The organism is Paraburkholderia sp. BL23I1N1, from assembly GCF_003610295.1.
Taxonomy (GTDB): Bacteria; Pseudomonadota; Gammaproteobacteria; order Burkholderiales; family Burkholderiaceae; genus Paraburkholderia.
In genome coordinates, this window is sequence record NZ_RAPV01000001.1 from 6716623 (window position 1) to 6737393 (window position 20771).

Annotated in this window: 18 protein-coding genes and 1 pseudogene; 8 read left to right on the plus strand and 11 right to left on the minus strand. The window is 60.2% G+C overall.

Annotation, left to right across the window (positions count from 1 at the left end; all coding sequences use genetic code 11):
• The first annotated feature begins 94 nt into the window (after positions 1-94).
• The 5 genes from B0G76_RS31375 (at position 95) to B0G76_RS31395 (ending at position 5449) form a co-directional block, all read left to right on the plus strand.
• A complete protein-coding gene (locus B0G76_RS31375; RefSeq protein WP_259460781.1) occupies positions 95-661 on the plus strand; it encodes a carbonic anhydrase in 567 nt (188 codons plus the stop codon).
• Positions 662-1181: 520 nt separating this feature from the next.
• Positions 1182-1751 carry a GNAT family N-acetyltransferase gene (locus tag B0G76_RS31380; RefSeq protein WP_120295917.1) on the plus strand — a complete coding sequence of 190 codons (570 nt, stop codon included), beginning with the start codon at positions 1182-1184 and terminating at the stop codon, positions 1749-1751.
• A gap of 219 nt (positions 1752-1970) precedes the next feature.
• Positions 1971-3374, plus strand: coding sequence for a GGDEF domain-containing protein (locus tag B0G76_RS31385; protein ID WP_120295918.1), 1404 nt, complete (start codon positions 1971-1973; stop codon positions 3372-3374).
• 125 nt (positions 3375-3499) lie between these two features.
• Entirely contained in the window at positions 3500-3946 is a 447-nt protein-coding gene (locus tag B0G76_RS31390; RefSeq protein ID WP_120296939.1) for an SRPBCC family protein, read from the plus strand.
• Between the two features lie 129 nt (positions 3947-4075).
• Positions 4076-5449 (plus strand): hypothetical protein, encoded by a 1374-nt coding sequence (locus B0G76_RS31395; RefSeq protein ID WP_259460782.1) that lies wholly within the window; start codon positions 4076-4078, stop codon positions 5447-5449.
• Between the two features lie 115 nt (positions 5450-5564).
• Here the strand turns inward: B0G76_RS31395 and B0G76_RS31400 are convergent.
• Positions 5565-5855 (minus strand): annotated as a pseudogene (locus B0G76_RS31400) (LamG domain-containing protein); the annotation flags it as partial.
• A gap of 251 nt (positions 5856-6106) precedes the next feature.
• On the opposite strand from B0G76_RS31400, the gene B0G76_RS31405 reads away from it, so the two are divergent.
• A complete protein-coding gene (locus B0G76_RS31405) occupies positions 6107-7021 on the plus strand; it encodes a LysR family transcriptional regulator (protein ID WP_120295920.1) in 915 nt (304 codons plus the stop codon).
• Positions 7022-7269: 248 nt separating this feature from the next.
• Positions 7270-7536 (plus strand): hypothetical protein, encoded by a 267-nt coding sequence (locus B0G76_RS31410; protein ID WP_120295921.1) that lies wholly within the window; start codon positions 7270-7272, stop codon positions 7534-7536.
• 34 nt (positions 7537-7570) lie between these two features.
• On the opposite strand, the gene B0G76_RS31415 is transcribed toward B0G76_RS31410, so the two are convergent.
• The 10 genes from B0G76_RS31415 to B0G76_RS31460 form a co-directional block, all read right to left on the minus strand.
• Positions 7571-8836: an oligosaccharide flippase family protein gene (locus B0G76_RS31415; RefSeq protein ID WP_120295922.1), complete on the minus strand. Its 1266-nt coding sequence runs from the start codon at positions 8834-8836 to the stop codon at positions 7571-7573.
• A 198-nt stretch (positions 8837-9034) separates the two neighbouring features.
• The gene (locus B0G76_RS31420) at positions 9035-10960 is read right to left on the minus strand and encodes a potassium transporter Kup (RefSeq protein WP_120295923.1); all 1926 of its coding nucleotides are present in this window, start codon (positions 10958-10960) and stop codon (positions 9035-9037) included.
• Positions 10961-11186: 226 nt separating this feature from the next.
• Positions 11187-12485: an L-fuconate dehydratase gene (locus tag B0G76_RS31425; protein ID WP_120295924.1), complete on the minus strand. Its 1299-nt coding sequence runs from the start codon at positions 12483-12485 to the stop codon at positions 11187-11189.
• A gap of 172 nt (positions 12486-12657) precedes the next feature.
• Entirely contained in the window at positions 12658-13599 is a 942-nt protein-coding gene (locus tag B0G76_RS31430) for an ABC transporter substrate-binding protein (RefSeq protein WP_120295925.1), read from the minus strand.
• 88 nt (positions 13600-13687) lie between these two features.
• Positions 13688-14713, minus strand: a complete 1026-nt coding sequence (locus B0G76_RS31435; RefSeq protein ID WP_120295926.1) for an ABC transporter permease — start codon at positions 14711-14713, stop codon at positions 13688-13690.
• A 19-nt stretch (positions 14714-14732) separates the two neighbouring features.
• The gene (locus tag B0G76_RS31440) at positions 14733-16244 is read right to left on the minus strand and encodes a sugar ABC transporter ATP-binding protein (protein WP_120295927.1); all 1512 of its coding nucleotides are present in this window, start codon (positions 16242-16244) and stop codon (positions 14733-14735) included.
• A gap of 389 nt (positions 16245-16633) precedes the next feature.
• Positions 16634-17275 carry a DsbA family oxidoreductase gene (locus B0G76_RS31445; RefSeq protein WP_120295928.1) on the minus strand — a complete coding sequence of 214 codons (642 nt, stop codon included), beginning with the start codon at positions 17273-17275 and terminating at the stop codon, positions 16634-16636.
• 130 nt (positions 17276-17405) lie between these two features.
• Positions 17406-17888, minus strand: a complete 483-nt coding sequence (locus tag B0G76_RS31450) for a cupin domain-containing protein (protein ID WP_120295929.1) — start codon at positions 17886-17888, stop codon at positions 17406-17408.
• 47 nt (positions 17889-17935) lie between these two features.
• Positions 17936-19105: a class C beta-lactamase gene (ampC, locus tag B0G76_RS31455; RefSeq protein WP_120295930.1), complete on the minus strand. Its 1170-nt coding sequence runs from the start codon at positions 19103-19105 to the stop codon at positions 17936-17938.
• Between the two features lie 72 nt (positions 19106-19177).
• Positions 19178-19687, minus strand: a complete 510-nt coding sequence (locus B0G76_RS31460) for a DUF1993 family protein (protein WP_120295931.1) — start codon at positions 19685-19687, stop codon at positions 19178-19180.
• 217 nt (positions 19688-19904) lie between these two features.
• Here B0G76_RS31460 and B0G76_RS31465 point away from each other — a divergent pair, with 217 nt between their 5' ends.
• On the plus strand, positions 19905-20765 hold the full coding sequence (locus B0G76_RS31465; protein ID WP_120295932.1) for a class I SAM-dependent methyltransferase: 861 nt from the start codon (positions 19905-19907) through the stop codon (positions 20763-20765).
• Positions 20766-20771: the final 6 nt, after the last annotated feature.

A 20771-nucleotide genomic window follows, 5' to 3' on the forward strand; every position in this document is an offset into this window, starting at 1 on the left:
GCTCCTACCATGGAGCGTGAGCGCCGCTATCGCGGCCAGCCCGCCAGCGCCAGGCGTATCGCCACCGCAAAACTCGATCGCGCCTGCGGATGCGTTGAAGCGGCTGATGGAGGGCAACGCGCGCTACGCCGCCAACACGCCGAACGAGCGCGACTTCTCATCGGGTCGCGCCGCCCGTGTGCAGGGGCAGTATCCGGTCGCCTCGATCCTGAGCTGCGCCGATTCGCGCGTGGCGCCCGAGTTCGCGTTCGATCAGGGGCCGGGCGATCTCTTCGTTTTACGCGTCGCGGGCAACGTCGTGAACCCGGATATGCTTGCATCCCTCGAATACGGCTCCGAGTTCCTCGGCGTGCCGCTCGTCATGGTGCTAGGCCATACCGGATGCGGTGCGGTCGACGCCGCAATCAAGGTGCTAAAGTCCAAGGCTGTCGTTCCGGGCCATTTACCGGAACTCATCACCGCGATCAAACCGGCCGTCATCGCCGCCGAGGAGACGCAGACCGGCAACCTGGTGGACAACGCGGCCACCGAGAACGTGCGACGGCAGGTGGCTCGACTGAAGCGCACACCGTCGATCGTCCAGAAACTCTACGCGGACAAGAAGATCGACATTGTTGGCGGCATGTATGACCTCGCCACCGGCAAGGTCGCACTCGTCTAAACGGGGGGACTGCGGCGTGCGCGAGACCGAATGACCGAAGTCCGGCCGTCACCACCCTCGCGCAAGCCCTACCTGGACGCGTGATCGGCCACGGGCCTATCCTTGCGACACCGCGGTGCGAGAACCGCGTTCTACCTCCCCAGGTTTCTTTCGCTTCCTTTCACTTGTCAGCGATGCGTGAAGGCACATCTGTCCGGCTTCGGGAATGCGCGCGCAGGGAATATGCGTTCGCTCGCCTGCGTGTCGCGACGGCCCGTCTTATGCGCGCGGATTCGTCTGTTGAAAGGGCGCTCGCGACTTGCTGGGTAAACGCCTGGGCGAGCGCGATAGGTGATCTTCACTTTCAAGGATTCGTCGAGGGACGAGTCAGACGCAGGTTGAGGCGGTGATCGTTCGGAGTTCTTGCATTGGGGACTCAGGATTTATGTCAGTCCTGCTTGCCAGTCTTCGAAACACGCGATTGTTGATACGTGGCTCGCGTGATTAAATACCCGGTCCACCTCCACGCCTCCAACCCTTCATGTCTTTTTTCAAGTCCGTCACGCTGAATACCCCGCGTCTCATTCTGCGGCCGCCTCGTCATGAGGATGTGCAGGCGTTGTTCGCGATCTGGTCGGACCCGGATGCGATGCGCTATTTCTCGTTTCCGGCAATGACCGGCTTAGATCAGGCCACTGAGCGTGTCACGCGTTTATTGAAGACGTCAACGGAAGGCGAGGCCCTCGTCTGTGTAGTCGAGTTGCGGGCAACTGGCGCCGTTCTCGGACATTGCGATCTCTTCAACGTGAACGAACAATGCCGTCGAGCGGAGATAGGCTTTAGTCTGCAACGCAATCATTGGGGAAGTGGGTATATGACCGAGGCGGCTTCCGCACTGATTGAGCACGCGTTCGACACGTTGAGTCTGCGGCGGATCGAGGCGGATATCGACCCACGCAATGCCGCATCGGCGCGGCTTCTCGAACGGCTCGGATTTGCGCGCGAAGGGTTGCTGCGCGAGCGCTGGATAGTTGGCGACGAGGTATCGGACAGCGCGTTGTATGGGCTGCTCGAAAGGGATCGTCGTGCGAACGCGATGCGCAGCGCATAGAAAGCGCCTAAGACGCGTTGCGTTGGCAGCAGATCGCCCCACCAATGTGTCGCCAACGTGCATCGCAGTCCGTTTTTTATCGCACACTGTCGCTCAGGCGCCCGTTGCACGGTATGCTTGGCTCTGCACACGGTATGGTGCCGAGTCCGAGTCGGTGGATTCACGCGTCAATCGCTCGGCGATGCGAATAACCACAGTCATATTGTCGGAGAGGGGCACATGAGCACGACCATCTCAATCGAAGAACCGCCTCGCATCATCGGGATCGTTACCAAGGTCTACTCAAGTTTGTTGATCATTGGTTTTGCGCTCATTCCCGCCTACCTGATTGCCTATCTGGCTTTCTTTCAAGACCCAAGCCTGAAGTTCGAAAACCACGCGTTCCACGAAATCGCAATCGCAGCGGCGACGCTCGAGGGGCTGTTTGTCACCTATGTGACATGGCGCTGCTATCTGTCGTCGGGCGAACCGCTGTTGCGCTGGCTGACTTTGGGCTTTCTGGGCTTTGTACTGGTCTATGCGCTGCACGGCGCGTTCACCGGCATGGCTCACCATAATATCTGGCTATTCCTGCTCTACGGCCCGGCATCGCGTCTGGTGATGTCGGTGCTGCTGTTTGTCGGACTCCTCTCGTATCACCGCGCGCCGGACGCGATCGAGCGGCGCTCGAAGGCGGGCCCGTGGCTGATGTGGGTCGTCGTGTTCGTCCTGATCGACCTGGTCGTCGGACTCATTGCGAACTCGCCCATTGCGGGCGACCTCGCGGTGCGACTCTCCATGGAAGGCGGGGCGCTCATCTTCTCGACGCTGAACGTCATGGCGCTGATGCTGCGTCGCATTCGCTCGCCGCTGATGGTGATCTACGGCATCTCGATCACTGCCTTCGCGTTTTCGTCTCTCGCGTTCATTCTCGGCAAGCCCTGGAATCACATGTGGTGGCTGGCGCACGCGATCTTCGCCGCCGGCTTTTTCCTGCTGAGTTATGGCGTCGTCCAGGCGTTTCGCACAACGCGCTCCTTTTCGACGATCTACAGCCAGGAAGAACTGATGGCACGCCTCGCCGAGGCGATGGCACGCACGGAAAGCGCGCTGCAGGAACTCCAACGCACCAATCACAAGCTCGAGCACCTCGCCGCGACCGATCCGCTGACGGGCGCTGCAAACCGGCGCGAGTTTATCCAACTCGTGGAGACGGAAATCGCACGCGCGAGGCGTGAGGGGGCGCCGTTCTCGCTGCTGGCACTGGATCTCGACAACTTCAAATTAATCAACGACAACTACGGCCATCAGGTGGGTGACGAGGTGTTGCAGCGATTCGTGCAGAAATGCCTTGATGCCATTCGCCCCTATGACGGCGTGGCGCGGGTTGGTGGCGAAGAGTTTATGGTGCTGTTACCTAAAGCCGCGCTGGAAGCCGCACGGTCGATCGCGGAGCGCGTCCGCGGCGCCGTGGCCACCGAGGAGTTCTATACCGGAACCGGGCGGGCCGTCGCCGTTACCGTCAGTGTTGGCATCTCGGAGTTCGGACGGGACGGCGACACGATCGACACCCTCTTACGCGTCGCCGATGAGCGGCTTTACAAGGCCAAACACAATGGCCGCAACCGCGTGGTGGCCGGATAAAAGCGGTTAACTTTGAAACGCATCGGCGCCTACGGGTTTTCCCCGATCCCGACCTATGTCGAATCCGGCATCGCCAAATCGTCGTAGGGGTATGTTCAACTTCTCCAGTGAAAGGCGAGCACACCATGACTACCGGAACAATTCGTCTCCATCGCGTCTTGCGCGCGACTCCCGAACGCATCTATCGCGCCTTCCTCGAACCCGATGCGATAGCGAGGTGGCTGCCTCCCTACGGGTTCACCTGTCAGGTCCACCACATGGATGCCCGCGTGGGTGGCACTCACAAGATGTCTTTCCGTAACTTCGGCACCGGCAATAGCCACTCGTTCGGCGGCGAGTACATCGAACTGGTGCCGTTCGAGAAAATCCGCTACTCGGACCGATTCGATAACCCGAACCTGCCCGGCGAGATGCACGTCACTGTTTCATTACATCAGGTGTCTTGCGGAACGAAACTCTCCATCGTGCAGGAGGGTGTGCCCGAGGTCATTCCTGTAGAGATGTGCTACCTCGGCTGGCAGGAGTCGCTGGTTCAGCTGGCAAAGTTAGTTGAGCCCGAGATTCCTGACTGACGACACCCGCACAGGCGTGCACCTCGTTGCGCGAGGTGCCGCCGTCGACCGGATGGTTTTGCGCGCCGCGGCGCCGTTCACGTCGCCAGTCACGGCGAACCCGTACTGATCGTGAAGGGAGGAAACGTCATGCCGAAAGCATCAGCACCACTTCCGATCGATCCACTTCACGACATCGATCTGCAATACGGCAGGTTCAATAAGACCACGGCCCTCGACCTCAGCAAGGCGTTCGATAATTTCAAAGAAAACGGCACATCGGGACACCTGTGTGTGTTTTTCCACGGCGGATTGGTATCGGAAGCGGCTGGTCTAAGCACTGCCGGCCAGTTGATCGAGGGCTACACCGACAGCGGCGCCTACCCATTCTTCTTCATCTGGAAGGCCGATCTACTGACTACGGTGGAAGCGATTCTCGAGCCCTATCGCGACGATCCGGGTTTCATCAATGCCGCCAACTATGCAGTGAATACAGTGGCCCGCAAGATCTGCGCGGTGCTCGACACTGATCAATCGCTCAAGGGGCAGCGACCATCGGCCAAAGTCGGTAAGGCGGCGCCAATGACCCTCAAGGCGTTGGCGTCTTCCACCAAACTCTACGACAACGCTTGGGCGAAGCGTGCAGGAGCACAGCTCCCCTGTTCGAGCACTGAACTGGATCAGTTTGCGCAATGGTTGGTAACTGCCGGGAAGGCGGTTCCCGAGAAGCGCCGTCTGTTTTCCCCCAAGCATCTCGGCGGGCCGCAAAATCCTCTTGCAAGAATCATTCAGCGACTGAATTCTGGGCACGATCACGGCTTGTATACGACGGTTGTCGAAGAACTCTTCATCGCGGCGGGGCTGGCCGAGCGCCTGGGCTCACCAATCTGGGGGGAAATGAAGCGGTTCATCGACGACTCGTTCTCGAATGACGCCGACGCGGGTGGCACCGCGTTCCTGAACCACTTATGCGACGCGTGGGACAAAAATCCGCAACTCCGGGTCACGCTGATTGGTCACAGTGCGGGCGCGATCTACGTGCAGCGCTTCATCGAAGCACTCGATGCGCGGCTTCCGGCATCCTCAACGCAGCGCGTTGAAGTGATCATGCTGGCAGCGGCCATCACATTCGACCGGATGAATGTCGGATTGCCGATACTGCGCAAGCGTGTCAGTGGGCTCCGGGTCTTCGGGCTCGACAACAAGACCGAGGGTTCCTATTGGGAAGTGCCACTGGTCTACAACAAGTCGCTGCTTTATCTAATTTCATCGCTCTGCGAGGCCGACCCGAATGCGGATAAGCCGCTAGTCGGGATGCAGCGATACTGGAAAGGGACGGCGCCCTATACCGACGCCGGTATCCTGGCCGCTGCCGAATTTATTCAAACGACAAGAGCCGTCTGGTCACCCACCAAACCAGGTGCGAAGCCAGGTTATCAATCCCATGCCAAAAGACATGGCGGCTTTGCGGAGGAAGAGGAAACCAATCGGAGCGTTTGTTTCGTATTGCAGAACGGTTTTTGATTGACCACTTTCGAACGCCTGTGGCACGGCGCGATTACTACGGTCAAAACGGGACCGAGCTTCGAATTCCTGGGCCCGGTCCCATACATATAGCGAATCAGTTGACGCTCACAGGCTACGTACCTTGCACAAGGGCCGTAATCTGATCGGCCGACATTGCGCCGCGATAGATGCGGAACTCATCGATCAATCCGTTGAAGAACAAGTCGGCCGCATATTGCGAGCGTCCGATCCAGTTTTGTGCACTCGGACCGACGCGCCACGGCGTGAAGATCACATCGGTCGCGCTGCCGATCATGCTGCCGTTCAGATACAGCGTGGCTTCCGTGCCCGATAGCGTGACCGCAACGTGCGCCCATTGTCCCGTTGGCAGCGCGACGTTGCCGTTGATGCCCTTCTCGCCGTGCCCGCCATTAGTGTAAGCACCTCGCCTCGCCGTCTACGACGGTCGTCGCGAGGTGCTTACGAATGAACAATGATTGGGTATTCATGACAATGCTCCTTTGAGTCGTTGAAGTTGAAACGTCCTGTTGGGATGCATTGTGGGTAAACGCGACGAGAAACTAAATGACACGAATGACACTTGTGAGGTGACGAATAGTTACTAATGCGTCATAGTGCGATTTTTGACCATTAACCGCCCAGGATGCAGCGCCGATGAGATCGTCCAGCGCAAATCTCTCCAGCGGTATCGGCGTGTTTGCTGCCGTCGTCGATGCGGGGACGTTCGCTGCCGCCTCGGAATTGATGGGTATGTCGCCGCCCGGGGTTAGCCGGGCAATCGCCCGGCTCGAAAAGCGGCTGAAAATACGGCTCTTCAACCGGACGACCCGCGCCGTTTCCCTGACCGAAGAAGGCCGACGTTTCTATAAGCAGGTCATGCCGCACTTAAGGGGCATGGAGGAAGCGGCCACAGCCGCGGCAGGGGGCACCGCGACCGTGCGCGGGAAGCTGCGAATCAATCTTGATCCGGCTTTTTTGCGAACTGTTCTGAGCCCGAAGCTCGACGAATTCATGGATGCGCATCCTGAACTTGAACTCGAGTTCATTGCGAGAGATCAGCTCGGCGACCTCATCATGGACGGCTTCGATCTGGCCTTGCGATTTGGCGAACCTCGCTCATCCAGTCTGATTGCGCGAAAGCTTCTGGACACCGCGGTCGTCACTGTCGCAGCACCCTCTTACATCGCTCGCCGGGGGCGCCCAGTGGAGCCTCAAGACCTGGGTCGCGGGGTGCACAAGTGTCTTGAATTCCGGAACCCGGAAACTGGCAAGCCGTATCCGTGGGAGTTTCATCGCAAGCGCAAAAAGCTGGTTGTCGAAACGAATGGACGCCTGACGGTGAACGATCCGAGCGCGCTCCTCAACGCATGTGTGGCCGGCTCCGGCGTCGCGCAAATGCTGCTGCTCGGCGCCGAGCATCTGATCCAGGAGGGACGGCTTGTCAACCTGTTCCCGGACTGGCCGGATGAGCGCTTTCCGCTCTATGCGTACCATCCATCGCGGCATCACACGCCGGCCAAGACAAGGGTATTTCTCGACTTTATCGTCGCGTTGACGAGTACGGGTTAGCCAGTGGAAACAGGCCCGATTGTCGAGATTCCGTGCGAAGCCCATTCAAAGCGGAGCCTTGACGATATACGGCGAGTGACGGCTTCCGGTGGCTAGCGTTTAACGACCGCATATGGCGGCGTACTGTCAACCGCACCGCCACGGCGGTGACTCGCGGCAAGTCATCAAGTCACCGAGGAGAGAAGATTTTTGTAAGTTCGCTGTGCGAGAATTGAACTCCACCCTTGTAGGTCAGGAAGGCGACAGTCATGGATCAGCCCCGTACGAGCCTTACGGCACCGTTCCTTTCCGCCGACTCGACAATATGGTTTTCGGCCTACGGATTCGGTTGGGGATACTGCGCCTTTGCTCTCCCTGCTGAAACGATTTGTGAAAAACTCGGCGCTGCCAACGAGAGTCCGAAACAATTGATGCTTGCCTTCGAGCTTGGCAAGGTCCGGCTTTTGCAGGTTGTCGAGCAGAAAACATTGCCAGCCACGGGCGAACGGATAACGCTCTCGTCTGCTGATCTCTAACAACAAACTGACGCGCCGCCGTGTGAAACCCGGCCTACAAAAAACCAGGCGCGTCATGCCGCCTCAAGGTCCGATAAAGCATCCACGTCGCAGCCGAACCCATGCCGGCCGTCATCGACCACGCGATGCCCGTCACACCCCAGTAGTGTGTAGCAGGCGGCACGATCGCGAACAGAAGGACCATCTGTATCAGCGACGCCTGCGTCGTCGCCTTCGCATCGCCGACCGCGCGCAAGTACGCGACGAGCACAGCGATCAATGCGCCGATCGCCATGTTGATGACGAAAATCTTGAAGAGCGGGACCGCCGACATCCACGCGGCACCGAGAATCAACGCGAAAAGCGGCTCGGCAATGATCCGCAGCAGCACGACAAGCATCGCCAGGCCGCCGGCCACGACAGCCAGATACAGCCTGACCAGCCGCGCCGCCACGCGCGCGTCGTGCCGGTGTTGCGCGGAAAACGTCGGAAAGAGATATTGCCCCATCGCAAATGCCGTGTCCGTCAGCAACATTTGCGCGAGCTTTGACGACATCTGATACGCGCCAAGTTGCGCCGGCCCGAGCAGCTTCCCGACAACCACCTTGTCAAACTGGTTGAGCAGCAGATTCACGACGCTCCCGGCCCAGATCCAGCGGCTGAAGCCAATGTAATGTCCGATCCCCGACCATTTGGGTCGAATCGACGGACGCGGCGTCATCGTTGCCCACGTGAGGGTGGTTTTCAGCGTATCGCCAACGATCATGCCGATTAGCAATGCGTAGGCCCCCGCGCCGCCAAACGCGAACGCGAGGCCAATGCAGCAATCGACAAACGCCGCGACCATTTCGATCCCCGCAATGTGCTGGAAGCCGCGATTACGCTGGGCCACGAAGTAAGCGGGCGATGCGACGCCGCGAATCAGCGGCAGCGCCGCCGCAAGCTGTAGCAATGCGAGTGCATTGCCGAGGTGAAACTGGCTGTTCATCAACGGCGCGAGCGCAATCAGCAGCAGCGCGACCAGCACGCCGCGTGTGGCGAGCGTTGTCCAGATGGCGGTGAGATCCGAACGCGTCGGCGCATCGCTCCCCTGGACGACCGCCTGCGGAAGACCGGTATCGGAAAGCGATTCCGCGATCGCCACCGCGAGTAGCGCAATGCTGACGCTCCCGATCGCCGACGGCCCCAGAATGCGTCCGAGCGCGAGAAACTTAACAGCGACGAGACCGCGCACGACAATCTGCTGCAACAGCACCCAGGTGGGCGCACTTGGCCCGAGGCCCGCCCGCATCGAGAATGCCGCCCCCCTGATCGATCTCACTCCGCCCCCTCCCTGGTCGCTTACTTCCCTGGATGGCTCGTTTTTCTGGCGATCAGGGCAGATGCGGCGTCGATCGAATGTGAATCCTCTTCGCGGGAAAAACTGTGCGGCACTGAACGTCGCGCCGCAGATAGTTTCCCGCAGCGCCGCGCGGATCCCCCCATGTCAGCCTTTCGAAAGCAAGCGCGCCGGGCGTAGTCAGATTTCCACGCGCGCGCCCAATTCGATCACTCGATTGGCGGGCAGCTTGAGATACGCCGCGACGTTACCGACGTTATGCAACATGACCGAGAACAGACGTTCGCGCCACATCGCCATACCGCTATCACGCGTGGGCACCAAGGTCGCGCGGCTGAGGAAATAGGAAGTCTCCGCCGGCTCGAAGCTAAGGCCATACGTCTTGCAGATTTCAAGTGCGCGCGGCAGATTGACCTCGTCCATGAAGCCATACGTGATCATGATCTGGTAGCAGTCCGAATCCAGAGCGTGAACGCTCACGCGCTTGCTCTCTGGAACCCACGGTATCTCCTCATTGTTCACCGTCAGGAAAATGACACGTTTGTGCAGCACGCGGTTGTGCATCAGGTTGTTGATCAACGAATGCGGCACGCCATCAGGATCAGGCGACAGAAAGATTGCCGTACCGCCAACCCTGATCGGCGAGCGGGCCAGCAGCGTCGCCAGATAGGACTTGAGCGGCATGGTCCCGGCCCTCGCGCGCGCTTCAGCACGCATCATCTCCCAGCCTTGCCCCCAGGTGGCCATGATCGTGTAGATAATCAGCCCGATCAGAAGCGGGAACCAGCCGCCCTGCACAATTTTCAGCAAGTTAGCGGAGAAGAACGCCGCATCGATCACGAAGAAGAATACCGTCGCAAACACGCATAGCAGCCAGTTGTAATGCCACGCGTAGCGAATCACGAAGAACGTCAGGATCGTCGTGATCAGCATCGTGCCGGTGACGGCGATGCCATACGCGGAGCCGAGCGCCGTCGATGAACCGAAGCCGATCACAGCAGCCACAACGGCGGCCAGTAACGTCCAGTTGATTCCTGGCACGTAGATTTGCCCCATTTCCCTTTCCGACGTGTAGACAACGTTCATGCGCGGCAGGAAGCCGAGTTGCATCGCCTGCTTGGTCATCGAATACGTACCCGAAATAACGGCCTGGGACGCAATGACGGTCGCGACCGTCGACAGCGCGATCATCGGATACAGCGACCATTGCGGAAACAGCTTGTAGAACGGATTCTGCAGCGCCCCCGGATCGGCGAGCAACAACGCGCCCTGCCCCAGATAGTTCAAGGCGAGGGCGGGAAACACCAGGGCGAACCACGTCAGCCGGATCGGCTTCGCGCCAAAATGCCCCATGTCGGCATACAGCGCTTCCGCGCCCGTCAACGACAAAACAACTGCACCCAGCGCAACGAATGCGAGCCCGCGGTGATGGAGGCAAAATGCCAGCCCCGAGAATGGATTGAGCGCAACCAGAATCGCGGGCACCCGCATCACGTTGATGGCCCCCACCACGGCAAGCACCAGGAACCAGAGCACCATGACAGGTCCGAACACGATGCCGATACCGGACGTGCCGCGCTTTTGCATCAGGAACAAGGTGACCAGCGCGGCCAGCGTCACCGGAATCACGCAGGTCTTGAGAAACGGCGCCGCGACCTCCAGCCCCTCGACCGCGCTCAGCACCGAGATTGCCGGCGTAATCACGCTGTCGCCGTAGAACAGCGCGGCACCCATGATGCCGACGCCCAGCAGCGTACGGCGCAAGCGCGGCCGCGTAACGACCGACGACGCGGCCAGCGCCAGCAGCGCCATGATGCCGCCCTCGCCGTGATTGTTCGCGCGCAGAATCAACGTGACGTACTTGAGCGACACGACGACTATCAGCGACCAGACGATCAGCGACACGATGCCGACCACGTTCAGCGCGTTGAGCGACAAACCATTCGCGGGATCGAACACGGTCTGCAGCGTATACAGCGGGCTGGTGCCGATGTCGCCATACACAACGCCCAGCGCTGCAAGCGCCAGTGCGGGCATCGCCGGCCGGTGATGTCCGCGCCCGCCGGAATGGCCTGCGTCGGGCACGGTGGAATCTGACGGGCCCATGTCTCGCTCCTGGTTAGCGCTCTCGCAGTCAGTGCTGAACGCGACGCCGAATTCTTCTGATGTTTTGCAAACCAGATCTTCCGCGGAGGTGGCTTGCCTTCTTGCCCGAAGGCCGGGACGCCACCCATTCAACATATACCATCGGCCACTGCGTATTGAAGGAATTGAGCATCATCGCCGTGTGCTGCTACCGGTGCCAAGCGCCAACGCCTCCACGCGTACCGCCTCAGCCACGCCAGGCCGGGCCCTCTGGAAATTCATACTGATCGAGCGATGCCGCATGCATTTCGATGCTGTAACCCGCACGTTGCGGCGGCATATAACGGCCGTTCCGGATCACAACCGGATCGACAAAATGCTCGTGCAAATGATCCACGTACTCGAGCACCCGGTTTTCGAGCGACGCCGACACGCAAATATAGTCAAACAGCGAAATGTGCTGGACGGACTCGCACAATCCGACGCCGCCCGCATGCGGACACACGGGCACGCCAAATTTCGCCGCCATCAGCAGCACGACGATTACCTCATTCAGACCGCCCAGGCGGCAGCTATCGACCTGACAGAAGTCGATGGCCTGCGCCTGCAGCAACTGCTTGAACATCACGCGGTTATGGCAGTGTTCGCCCGTCGCCACGCCAATGGGACGAATCCGCTGACGGATGGCCGCGTGGCCGAGAATGTCGTCGGGACTCGTCGGTTCCTCGATCCACCACGGATCGAATTCCGCCAGGCGCCGCATGTTCGCGACCGCTTCATCGACATCCCACACCTGGTTCGCATCCATCATCAGCTTCAGGTTTTCGCCGATTTCTTCGCGCAGGATGCGGGCCCGGCGCATGTCCTCTTCAATATTGCCGCCCACCTTCTGCTTGAAATGCGTCCAGCCCTGCGCGACGCCTTCACGCGCGAGCCGGCGAATCTTGTCGTCGCCGTAGCCGAGCCAGCCGGCCGACGTCGTGTAAGCCGGATAGCCGTGCGCCAGCATTTCTTTCTCGCGCTCGCCCCGCGTCCTTGCATGGCGATGCAGCATGGCGATGGCTTCCTGCGGCGTGATCGCATCGGTCACATAGCGGAAGTCGAGACAACGCACGAGTTCCTCTGGGCTCATGTCAACGAGCAGCTTCCACACCGGCTTGCCTTCCGCTTTGGCCCACAGGTCCCAGGCCGCATTCACGACAGCCGCCGTCGCCAGATGAATGGCGCCCTTGTCCGGGCCGATCCAGCGCAGCTGGCTGTCCGACGTCAGCGCGCGCCAGAAGGCGCCCATGTTCGCGGCGATATCCTCGAGCGTTTTACCGACGACGAGCGGAGCAAGCGCCTGTACCGCGGTCGCGCATATCTCGTTGCCGCGCCCAATGGTGAAGGTGAGGCCATGACCCGTGAGCCCCTTCGGCGAATCGGTTTCGAGCGTCACGTAGGTCGCCGAGTAATCCGGCGCGGCGTTCATCGCATCGGAGCCGTCGAGTGAACGCGAGGTCGGGAAGCGAATGTCCCGGACGGACAGCTTTGTGATCGTGGGCATCTGAACACCCTCCTCTGCGGCAGCTATCGACTTCTGCTTATAAGCAAAGAGGGCCGCGTGTGCTCGCCTGCCCTCTTTGCGGCCACCTTCCCGCCCCGCCCCCGCGATGCGGAGCGGCAACGAAGAGGGAGCGTCGCGCCCCCTCCTCTGCCTTCGCGCCTGGCGGCGACGGTCAATCGTAGAGTACGGCGGCGATCTTGGGATCGGTCATATTGCTCTTGTCGTACCAGTAGAAGCCCGTGTCGACCTTCTTGGGCAGCTTCTCGCCCTTCAGCGCCTTCACCGCGGAGTCGACCACACATTTGCCGATGCCGACCGGGTTCTGCGTGATCGCGCCAGCCATCAAGCCCGAATTGATGTCGTCCTTCTGCTCCTTGCCAGAGTCGTAGCCGATCAGCACGAGTTTCTTGCCCGACTCCTTGACGCCGATCGCGGCGCCTTCAGCCGAGCCTTCGTTCGCGCCGAAAATGCCCTTGAGGTTGGGGTTGGCCTGGATCATCGTCTTGGCGATTTCCGCCGACTTCAAGTGGTCGCCGCCGCCATACTGAACCGAGACGATCTTGATGTTCGGGTGCTTCGCTTTCATCTCGTTCAGGAAGCCGTCGCGACGATCGATGCCGGTGCGGCTCGTCTGGTCGTGCACCACCAGACCGACCTCCCCGGCATTGCCGATCGCCTCCGCCATCTTGTCGGCGGCGAGCGCGGCCGCGGCAAGATTGTCGGTCGCACAGGTGGTCAGCGGAATGTCGCTGTCGACGCCGGAGTCGAAGGCGATAACGGGTATTTTGGCGGCCTGTGCCCGCTTCAACAGCGGAATGGCAGCCTTGCTATCGAGCGCGGCGATGCCCAGCGCCTGGGGCTTCTTGGCAAGCGCGGCCGAGAGCATGTCGATCTGCTTGTCGACCATGGCCTCGGTTTCCGGACCCTCGAAGGTGATCCTGACGTTATGCTCCTTGGCCGACTGTTCCGCGCCGGATTTGACCGCCTGCCAGAACTGGTGCTGGAAGCCTTTCGAGATCAGCGGGATGTAGGTGTCTTGCGCGTGCGTCACACTCGCCCCGCCAATGAGCGCGCCAACGCCGACCACGACACCGATTAGTCTTCCTTTCAACATGGGGTTTCTTCTCCTAAGTGGGCCATCGACCTTCAGCCATCGGGGGAGCCTTTGGCGCTCCCTTTTCTTGATCTTGTTTCGCGCAACCTCAGCTTTTCTTGCGCCGCAAAATATCGGCATACACCGCGAGAATGATGATGAGGCCGGTCACCACGATCTGCCATTCCTGAGCGACGGACATGATGCGCAGGCCGTTGGTCAGCACGCTCATAATGAACGCGCCGATGATCGTTCCCAGAATCGTGCCCGCGCCGCCGCTGAGCGAAGTTCCGCCTATCACCACGGCGGCGATCGCTTCAAGTTCATAGCCTTGCCCGAGCGCCGGCTGAGCCGAATTCAGGCGCGAGGCGATCAGCAACCCGGCGACGCCGCAAATTGCGCCAGCGAGACCATAAATAGCGATCTTCCACCGGTCGACATTCACGCCGGAAAGGCGAACGGCTTCTTCGTTGCTGCCGAGTGCAAATGTGTAGCGACCGAGCGCCGTGCGATTAAGCGTGATCGAACTCGTGACCGCCAGGAAAAACAGAATCAGAACCGCATTCGGCACCGGCAGGCTCGGCAGCACATAGCCGATCAGCGAATCCTGCGAGATTCTGTAGAAGTTTTCGGTGTCGCTGAAATAGATCGGCTTGTCGGCCGAGACGACGAGCGAAAGACCTTTCAGCAGCAGCATCATGCCCAAGGTGGCAATGAACGGCGGTATTTTCATTTTCGCCGTGAGCGTGCCCGAAATGGTCCCGCAGATCGCGCCCGTTCCAATCGCGGCAAGCACGCCGGTCCACATCGGCAAATGCCAATAGGTCAGAAATACGCCGCAAATCACCGCCGTGAATGTCATCAACGTGCCGACGGACAAATCGATGCCGCCGGTGATGATGACGAACGTGCAGGCGATCGCCAGAACGCCATTGACCGCCGTCGCCTGCAGAATCCCGAGCATGTTGTCCATCTGCATGAACGCGGGAGACGCGAAGCTGAAAAAGACCAGCAGGAGGATCAGGCTCCCGAAGGCCAGCAGTTTTTGCAGAGCGGCCGGCTTGAAAACGCGGGCTCTCAGGCCCGAGGATCGTTCCTTGTTACCCAGCGCCGACGTATCCGATGGCAGTGTCATGAAATAGACCTCTTGAGGCTCACGCCGCTTTTAAGGTTTCGCGCTGCGTCGCCAGTTGCATGATGCGCTCCTGTGTCGCCTCGGTTGCTGAAAGTTCGCCGGTAATACGACCCTCGCACATCACGACGATGCGGTCGCTCATGCGCAATATTTCCGGCAGTTCCGACGAGATCATCACGATCGCCTTACCCTGCTCGGCGAGCGAGCGCAGGAGCTTGTAGATCTCGCTCTTCGCGCCGACGTCGATGCCGCGCGTCGGCTCGTCGAAGAAGAGCACGTCGCAGTCGCGTTCGAGCCATTTCGCCACGACAATTTTCTGCTGATTGCCGCCCGAGAGAAGCCGCACTTCCTGGGTCGAGGAAGGTGTACGAATGGCAAGCAGACTGATGAAATGGGAGGCTGTCCGGCGTATTTCGGCGCGCCGCAAGAAAAAGTTGAGCGACAGGAATTTGCGCAAGTTGGACATCACGATGTTCGATTCGACGTTCATGCCGGTCGCAAGGCCGAAGCGCTTCCTATCTTCCGAGAGATAGCCGATGCCGCGCGCCACCGCATCGCTCGGCTTCCTGATCGTTGCCTTCACGCCGCGCACGACAATGTCGCCCGATTCGATCGGATCGGCGCCGAACACCGCGCGCGCGACCTCGGTGCGACCGGCCCCCATCAAGCCGGCAAAGCCCAATATTTCGCCTTTGCGCAGCGTGAAGCTCACGCCCCTGACAAGCGGGCCGGCGTTCAGATGCTTGACTTCGAGCGCGATCTCGCCTTGGCCTGCCGTGTTGTGAGACGGCGTGACGTCGGTCAGCGTTCGCCCGACCATCATGCCGATGATCGCTTCGACGCTGGTATCCCTCGCGGTGACGGTGGCCACATATTCGCCGTCGCGCAACACGGTGACGCAGTCGGCAATCTGCGTCAACTCGTCCATCTTGTGGGAGATATAGATGATGCCCACGCCCCGGTTCTTCAGCTCGCGGATGATGCGAAAGAGTTCGGCGATCTCGGCGTCGTTGAGCGCCGAGGTGGGCTCGTCCATGATCAGGACGCGCGAGTCGAAAGACAAAGCCTTGGCGATCTCGACCATCTGCTGCCTGGCCACGGTGAGGGTGCTGACAACCGCGCGCGGATCGAGATTGACATGCATGCGGGCAAGAATGTCGTGCGCCTGTGCGTTGAGCTTGTCTTCGTCGAGGAACAGGCCGAAGCGTCCGCGCGGCTCGCGGCCGATAAACATATTCTGGGCGACGGTCAGATGATTCATCAACTGGAGTTCCTGATGAATGATGCCGACACCCATGGCCTGCGCCTCGCGCGGGCTCAGGAACTCGACCGGCTGGCCGTCATAGAGGATTTCGCCCGTATCCCGGGTGTAGACGCCGGCGAGGATTTTCATCAGCGTCGACTTGCCGGCGCCGTTCTCGCCCATCAGCGCATGGACTTCGCCCGCCATGAGCTCGAACTGGACTTCGTGAAGCGCCCGCACGCCGGGAAAGCTCTTGTTGAGCCTTTTGACGGAAATGAGTGGGGTCATGACGTGGATGGAGCGGCAATGGCGGCAATGCCGCGCCCGCCGCTACCGTCATGGCGAGGAGCGGGTCGGAAAAGCCGTAGGTGCCACGGCGCCGGGCGTCGCCGGGTGTTGTGGCTGACAGCGCGGCGGAAATCGCGGCTCAAATCGCAACGAGAAGCCAGACGCATTGCCTGGTGCCCCCAAACCGATGTGCCACGATTTTACGCCGCTGGACAGTCGCGGCTCAATTAGGCATTCCCTAATATCGTACGTGAACGTCGTACGCAAACGCCACGCGCCGATTTCCCACTATTTGACGTTCATTTCAGGCCGGTTCGCCGGCCTCCAACCCACGCGGAATCCGGCTGACGGCGCGTGCCGGGCGACACATCGAGCGCCGGAAATCCACCCTACGCTTCGGCCAGAATCTGCCCGATGACCTGCTCGAACGTTTCCACGGGCTGTCCGCCGCTCACCAGATAGCGGCCGTTGAAGATGATCGCCGGCACGGATTGAATGCCCTTCGCCTGGTATTCCCGTTCTTCCGCACGAACCTCGTCGGCATAGACGCCGCTTCGCAGTACCTCATTAGCTTGCGCGGCATCGAGCCCAACGGATTGGGCCGCTTCGACCAGAACTTCGTGATTGCTCGGGTCTTTGCCCTCGGAATGATAGGCGCGCAGCAGGGCCAGTTTGAGCGGCAACTGCTTGCCTTGGATACCGGCCCAATGCATCAGGCGGTGCGCATCGAAGGTGTTGTAGACATGCGTACGCGCGCCGAAGGTAAAGCCGACGCTTGCGCCGCGTTCGCGGATCATGGCTTGCGTTTCGGCGATCTGCGCCGGCGTGCGTCCGTATTTTTTGCCGAGATAATCGACAATGGCCTCGCCTTCCGGCCCCATCTCCGGATTCAACTCGAAGGGATGCACGACGACTTGAGCCTCGACCGCGTCGCCTAAGCGCGAGAGTGCAAGCTCGAGCGACGACAGGCCGATTGCACACCACGGGCATGCGATATCGGAGACAAAATCGATTCTTAGCGGTTGTTTCATTGCTTTCCTGACTGGAATAACCTGGGGCATGGGTGGCTCGTTGCAAGTTCGTTGCAACTCAAAAAATGGCCCAGCGGCTAGCCTAGCCTGAATCGCCGATATTTGCAGGGCTGCGCTCCGGCCGTAAGCCTCAGTCCGGCATCCCGTTATGGTCTCCGAGCGGTCGCGCGGGCCAGTCCACCCAGCGGTCCGCGCGGGTCCGTTCATGCGCTTCGTTGAGCGGGTAACGAATGCGGTTGTCGTCGCGCGGACGCTCGCCGATCACCATCAGCCTGACTTCGCCTTTCGTATTGTTGATGAAGGTGTGGCAGATGCCAGTGCCTGCCGGAAACGCGACGGAATCGCCTTCCGCTATGGGATGAAGTACGCCGTCGATCCAGACTTCGGGCTTGCCTTCGAGCACGTACACAAACTCCTGCTCGGTACTTTCGGCGTGCGGATAGGAGGTCCGCCGGCCAGGCAGAAGCCTCACGTGATGAATGCCGATACGCGTAACACCGAGCGCGGCGGAAAGCGGCGTGTCTAGCGCCATTTTTTCGGTATCGCCGCGATAGGAATGCGCATCCGGTTCTTCCAGTTCGGTCCAATGCTTGATGAAATCAGGGCGGCTCATCGGTTGCTCTCCTTAAGGACTACGGTCGATGAGTGCGGTTTGCGCACTCATTGTTCTTCGTTGGCCAGCGACGTGAGAATCCGGTATGCAACGTTTACCCGCTCCTCGATAGGGAAGTTCTTATTGGCGAGGATGACGATCCCCAGCCGCTTCTGCGGAATGAACGCGACGTACGCGCCGAAGCCGTTGGTCGAACCGGTCTTATTGATCCAGACATCTTCACGGGGCGCCTGCGGCGGCGTTATTTCAGTCACTGGCGTTGCGTTGAAGATCATCTCCGGTGAATTTCCGTCCAGAAGCGTCTGCAGATTGACAGGATACGGATACTGTTCCCATATCAGATCCTGGGTCATCGCCCCGGCTTTAAAGTATCCCGTGTGGGTATCCGTGATCGCGCGCTGGAGCTTCGGGTCCAACTGGACCAGATTCATGTTGGCTTCTACGAAGCGGATCATGTCGGCAGTCGTGGTTTTGACGCCGTAGGCCTCATCGGACAGCACCCCGGGTGCCATTCTGATCGGCGTACCTTGTTTCGTATAGCCCTGAGCGTAGTCGTTCAGTTTCCCCGCGGGAACGTTGATGTAGCTTCGCTTCATATCAAGCGCAGGAAACAGATGATTTTCCATCAGCCTGCTGAAATCCTGACCCATGCTCTTTGCCGTTATCAGGCCGAGCGCGCCGATGCCGGGATTGGCGTAAGTGCGATAGGTTCCCGGTGCGTAGGCCGGTTGCCACTGCCTGAAATACTGCATCAACTGATCGTTGTTGCGGATAGTGTCCGGCACCTGCAAGGGGAGCCCTCCGGGCGTGTGGGTGCCCAGATTGAGAAGGCTGACTTTGCCGAACTCGCTATTTCGCAGAGACGGGAGGTACTTGCCCGACTGATCCGACAAAGATAGATCGCCACGCACCTGCGCATAGGACGCAAGCGTCGCCGTCAAGGTCTTGCTGACCGAACCCAGTTCGAACAAGGTGTCACCGGTGACGGGTTTTCTCGTTTCCGTCGACGCCAGTCCATAGTTGAATACGTAGTGTTTGTCACCGTCGACGATCCCAACTGCCATGCCGGGGATCCCGTCTTTCGCCATGACCGGTTGTATGGCGCGGGTGACTGTCTGACCGATTCTGTTTTGCTGATCGTCGGCCGCGTGGCTAACGACTTCAGTGGCACACGCAAAGCAGGTGATTGCTATAAGGCTGATGGCTCTGAAATTCATTTCCTTAGTCTGTCAATTTTGCGCGGGGGGTGACGTGAGCCGGCCGGTCACTCGCCTCCCCCGCGCCGGCGATCAGTAAGAACCCATATAGTCGCGCTTGCCGATTTCCACGCCGTTGTGGCGCAAAATCGCGTAGGCCGTCGTCACGTGGAAGAAGAACTGCGGCAGGCCGTAGTTTTGCAGATAGGCGCTGCCGACCAGCTTCTTCTCTTTCGGCGTGCCCGGACGCAGGACGATTTCCTTGTTCTCGCTACCGTCGAATTGAGCGGCCTCGAGCGCGCCGATGTGCGTCAACGCCTTGGCGATCAGCGCTTGCAGGTCGGCAAACGTGACTTCGGTGTCGGGCCACGACGGCACCTCCACGCCGGCCAGGCGCGAACTGACGCCCTTGGCGAAATCGGCAGCGATCTGCACCTGACGCACGAGGGGAAACATATCCGGGAACAGGCGCGCCTGCAGCAGTGCGTTCGGCTCGATGTTCTTGTCGGTGACGTGTGCTTCGGCTTTCTTCAGCACGTCGGACAAGGCGGTCAGCATTTGCTTGAAAACCGGGACGGATGCGCTGTAGATGGAACTTGTCATGATTGCTCTTTCGGTCGGTGTTGGATGCCTGCGCGGAAAATGCCGCGCAGGCCGGTTTAATGTCGGGGTGGTGATCGGACTTGTTGACTGAAGCGGCGCAAGATTACCATTGTCCTCGCGGGAATACTTCTGAGGAAGCGCGGCGCCTCTGCAATTGGAGCCAGTAAGCGCAGGTCCGCTTCAGGCGAAGACGAAGGAACGAACAGGAAAGAAACCCATGAACGACAAGCAAGATGCAGCACCGGACAGCACGGCAGCGCGTGTCGCCTTGTGGCGCGCGCTGCATGTCGAGGCCGACGCCCTGCCCCATGTGCTGGAAGACACAACCGGCCTTAAGCTGCTGGCCCCGGACGAAGGCTGGCGCAGCCGCGGGGACATGGACCCTCAGTTCACGCGCCCCTTTCGCGCATCCATCGTGGCGCGTGCTCGCTTCATTGAGGACCTGGTCGTGGAACAGGCCGGCCGCGGGGTGAGTCAGTACGTCATTCTAGGCGCAGGCCTTGACACCTTTGCACAGCGACGACCGGAGATCGCATCGGGCCTCAAGGTGTTTGAGATCGACCAGCCGATTCCTCAGGAATGGAAGCGTCAGCGCCTGATCGAACTCGGCTTCGGCGTGCCGGATTGGCTGCGCTTCGTGCCGGTCGATTTCGAGGCGGGCGGGTCCTGGCGGGACGGCCTCGTGAGCGCCGGCTTCGATGACAGCAAACCGGCAATCGTGGTCTCCACCGGCGTGAGCATGTATCTCACCCGGGAGGCGAACGCGGCCACGCTGCGTGATGTCGCGGCGCTCGCGCCCGGATCGACACTCGCCATGACGTTCCTGCTTCCGTTGGAACCGGCCGATCCCGAAGTACGTCCTGGGCTTGAAATGGCGGAGAAAGGCGCGCGAGCAAGCGGTACACCGTTCCTCAGCTTCTTCACTCCGCCGGATATTCTGACGCAGGCCTACGAAGCAGGCTTTAAGGAAGCACGGCACGTCTCGGCGGCCGATCTTACGCAGCGCTACTTCGTGGGCAGGACGGACGGTTTGCGCCCGCCGAACGATGCCGAGGAACTGCTGGTAGCCAATACCTAGGTCAAG

What these genes read in the sequence shown, in the direction of transcription:
- B0G76_RS31380 (WP_120295917.1), top strand. Translation starts at nt 1,182, where the DNA reads ATGTCTTTTTTCAAGTCCGTCACGCTGAATACCCCGCGTCTCATTCTG.
- B0G76_RS31385 (WP_120295918.1), top strand. Translation starts at nt 1,971, where the DNA reads ATGAGCACGACCATCTCAATCGAAGAACCGCCTCGCATCATCGGGATC.
- B0G76_RS31390 (WP_120296939.1), top strand. Translation starts at nt 3,500, where the DNA reads ATGACTACCGGAACAATTCGTCTCCATCGCGTCTTGCGCGCGACTCCC.
- B0G76_RS31395 (WP_259460782.1), top strand. Translation starts at nt 4,076, where the DNA reads ATGCCGAAAGCATCAGCACCACTTCCGATCGATCCACTTCACGACATC.
- B0G76_RS31405 (WP_120295920.1), top strand. Translation starts at nt 6,107, where the DNA reads ATGAGATCGTCCAGCGCAAATCTCTCCAGCGGTATCGGCGTGTTTGCT.
- B0G76_RS31410 (WP_120295921.1), top strand. Translation starts at nt 7,270, where the DNA reads ATGGATCAGCCCCGTACGAGCCTTACGGCACCGTTCCTTTCCGCCGAC.
- B0G76_RS31420 (WP_120295923.1), bottom strand. Translation starts at nt 10,960, where the DNA reads ATGGGCCCGTCAGATTCCACCGTGCCCGACGCAGGCCATTCCGGCGGG.
- B0G76_RS31425 (WP_120295924.1), bottom strand. Translation starts at nt 12,485, where the DNA reads ATGCCCACGATCACAAAGCTGTCCGTCCGGGACATTCGCTTCCCGACC.
- B0G76_RS31430 (WP_120295925.1), bottom strand. Translation starts at nt 13,599, where the DNA reads ATGTTGAAAGGAAGACTAATCGGTGTCGTGGTCGGCGTTGGCGCGCTC.
- B0G76_RS31435 (WP_120295926.1), bottom strand. Translation starts at nt 14,713, where the DNA reads ATGACACTGCCATCGGATACGTCGGCGCTGGGTAACAAGGAACGATCC.
- B0G76_RS31440 (WP_120295927.1), bottom strand. Translation starts at nt 16,244, where the DNA reads ATGACCCCACTCATTTCCGTCAAAAGGCTCAACAAGAGCTTTCCCGGC.
- B0G76_RS31445 (WP_120295928.1), bottom strand. Translation starts at nt 17,275, where the DNA reads ATGAAACAACCGCTAAGAATCGATTTTGTCTCCGATATCGCATGCCCG.
- B0G76_RS31450 (WP_120295929.1), bottom strand. Translation starts at nt 17,888, where the DNA reads ATGAGCCGCCCTGATTTCATCAAGCATTGGACCGAACTGGAAGAACCG.
- ampC (WP_120295930.1), bottom strand. Translation starts at nt 19,105, where the DNA reads ATGAATTTCAGAGCCATCAGCCTTATAGCAATCACCTGCTTTGCGTGT.
- B0G76_RS31460 (WP_120295931.1), bottom strand. Translation starts at nt 19,687, where the DNA reads ATGACAAGTTCCATCTACAGCGCATCCGTCCCGGTTTTCAAGCAAATG.
- B0G76_RS31465 (WP_120295932.1), top strand. Translation starts at nt 19,905, where the DNA reads ATGAACGACAAGCAAGATGCAGCACCGGACAGCACGGCAGCGCGTGTC.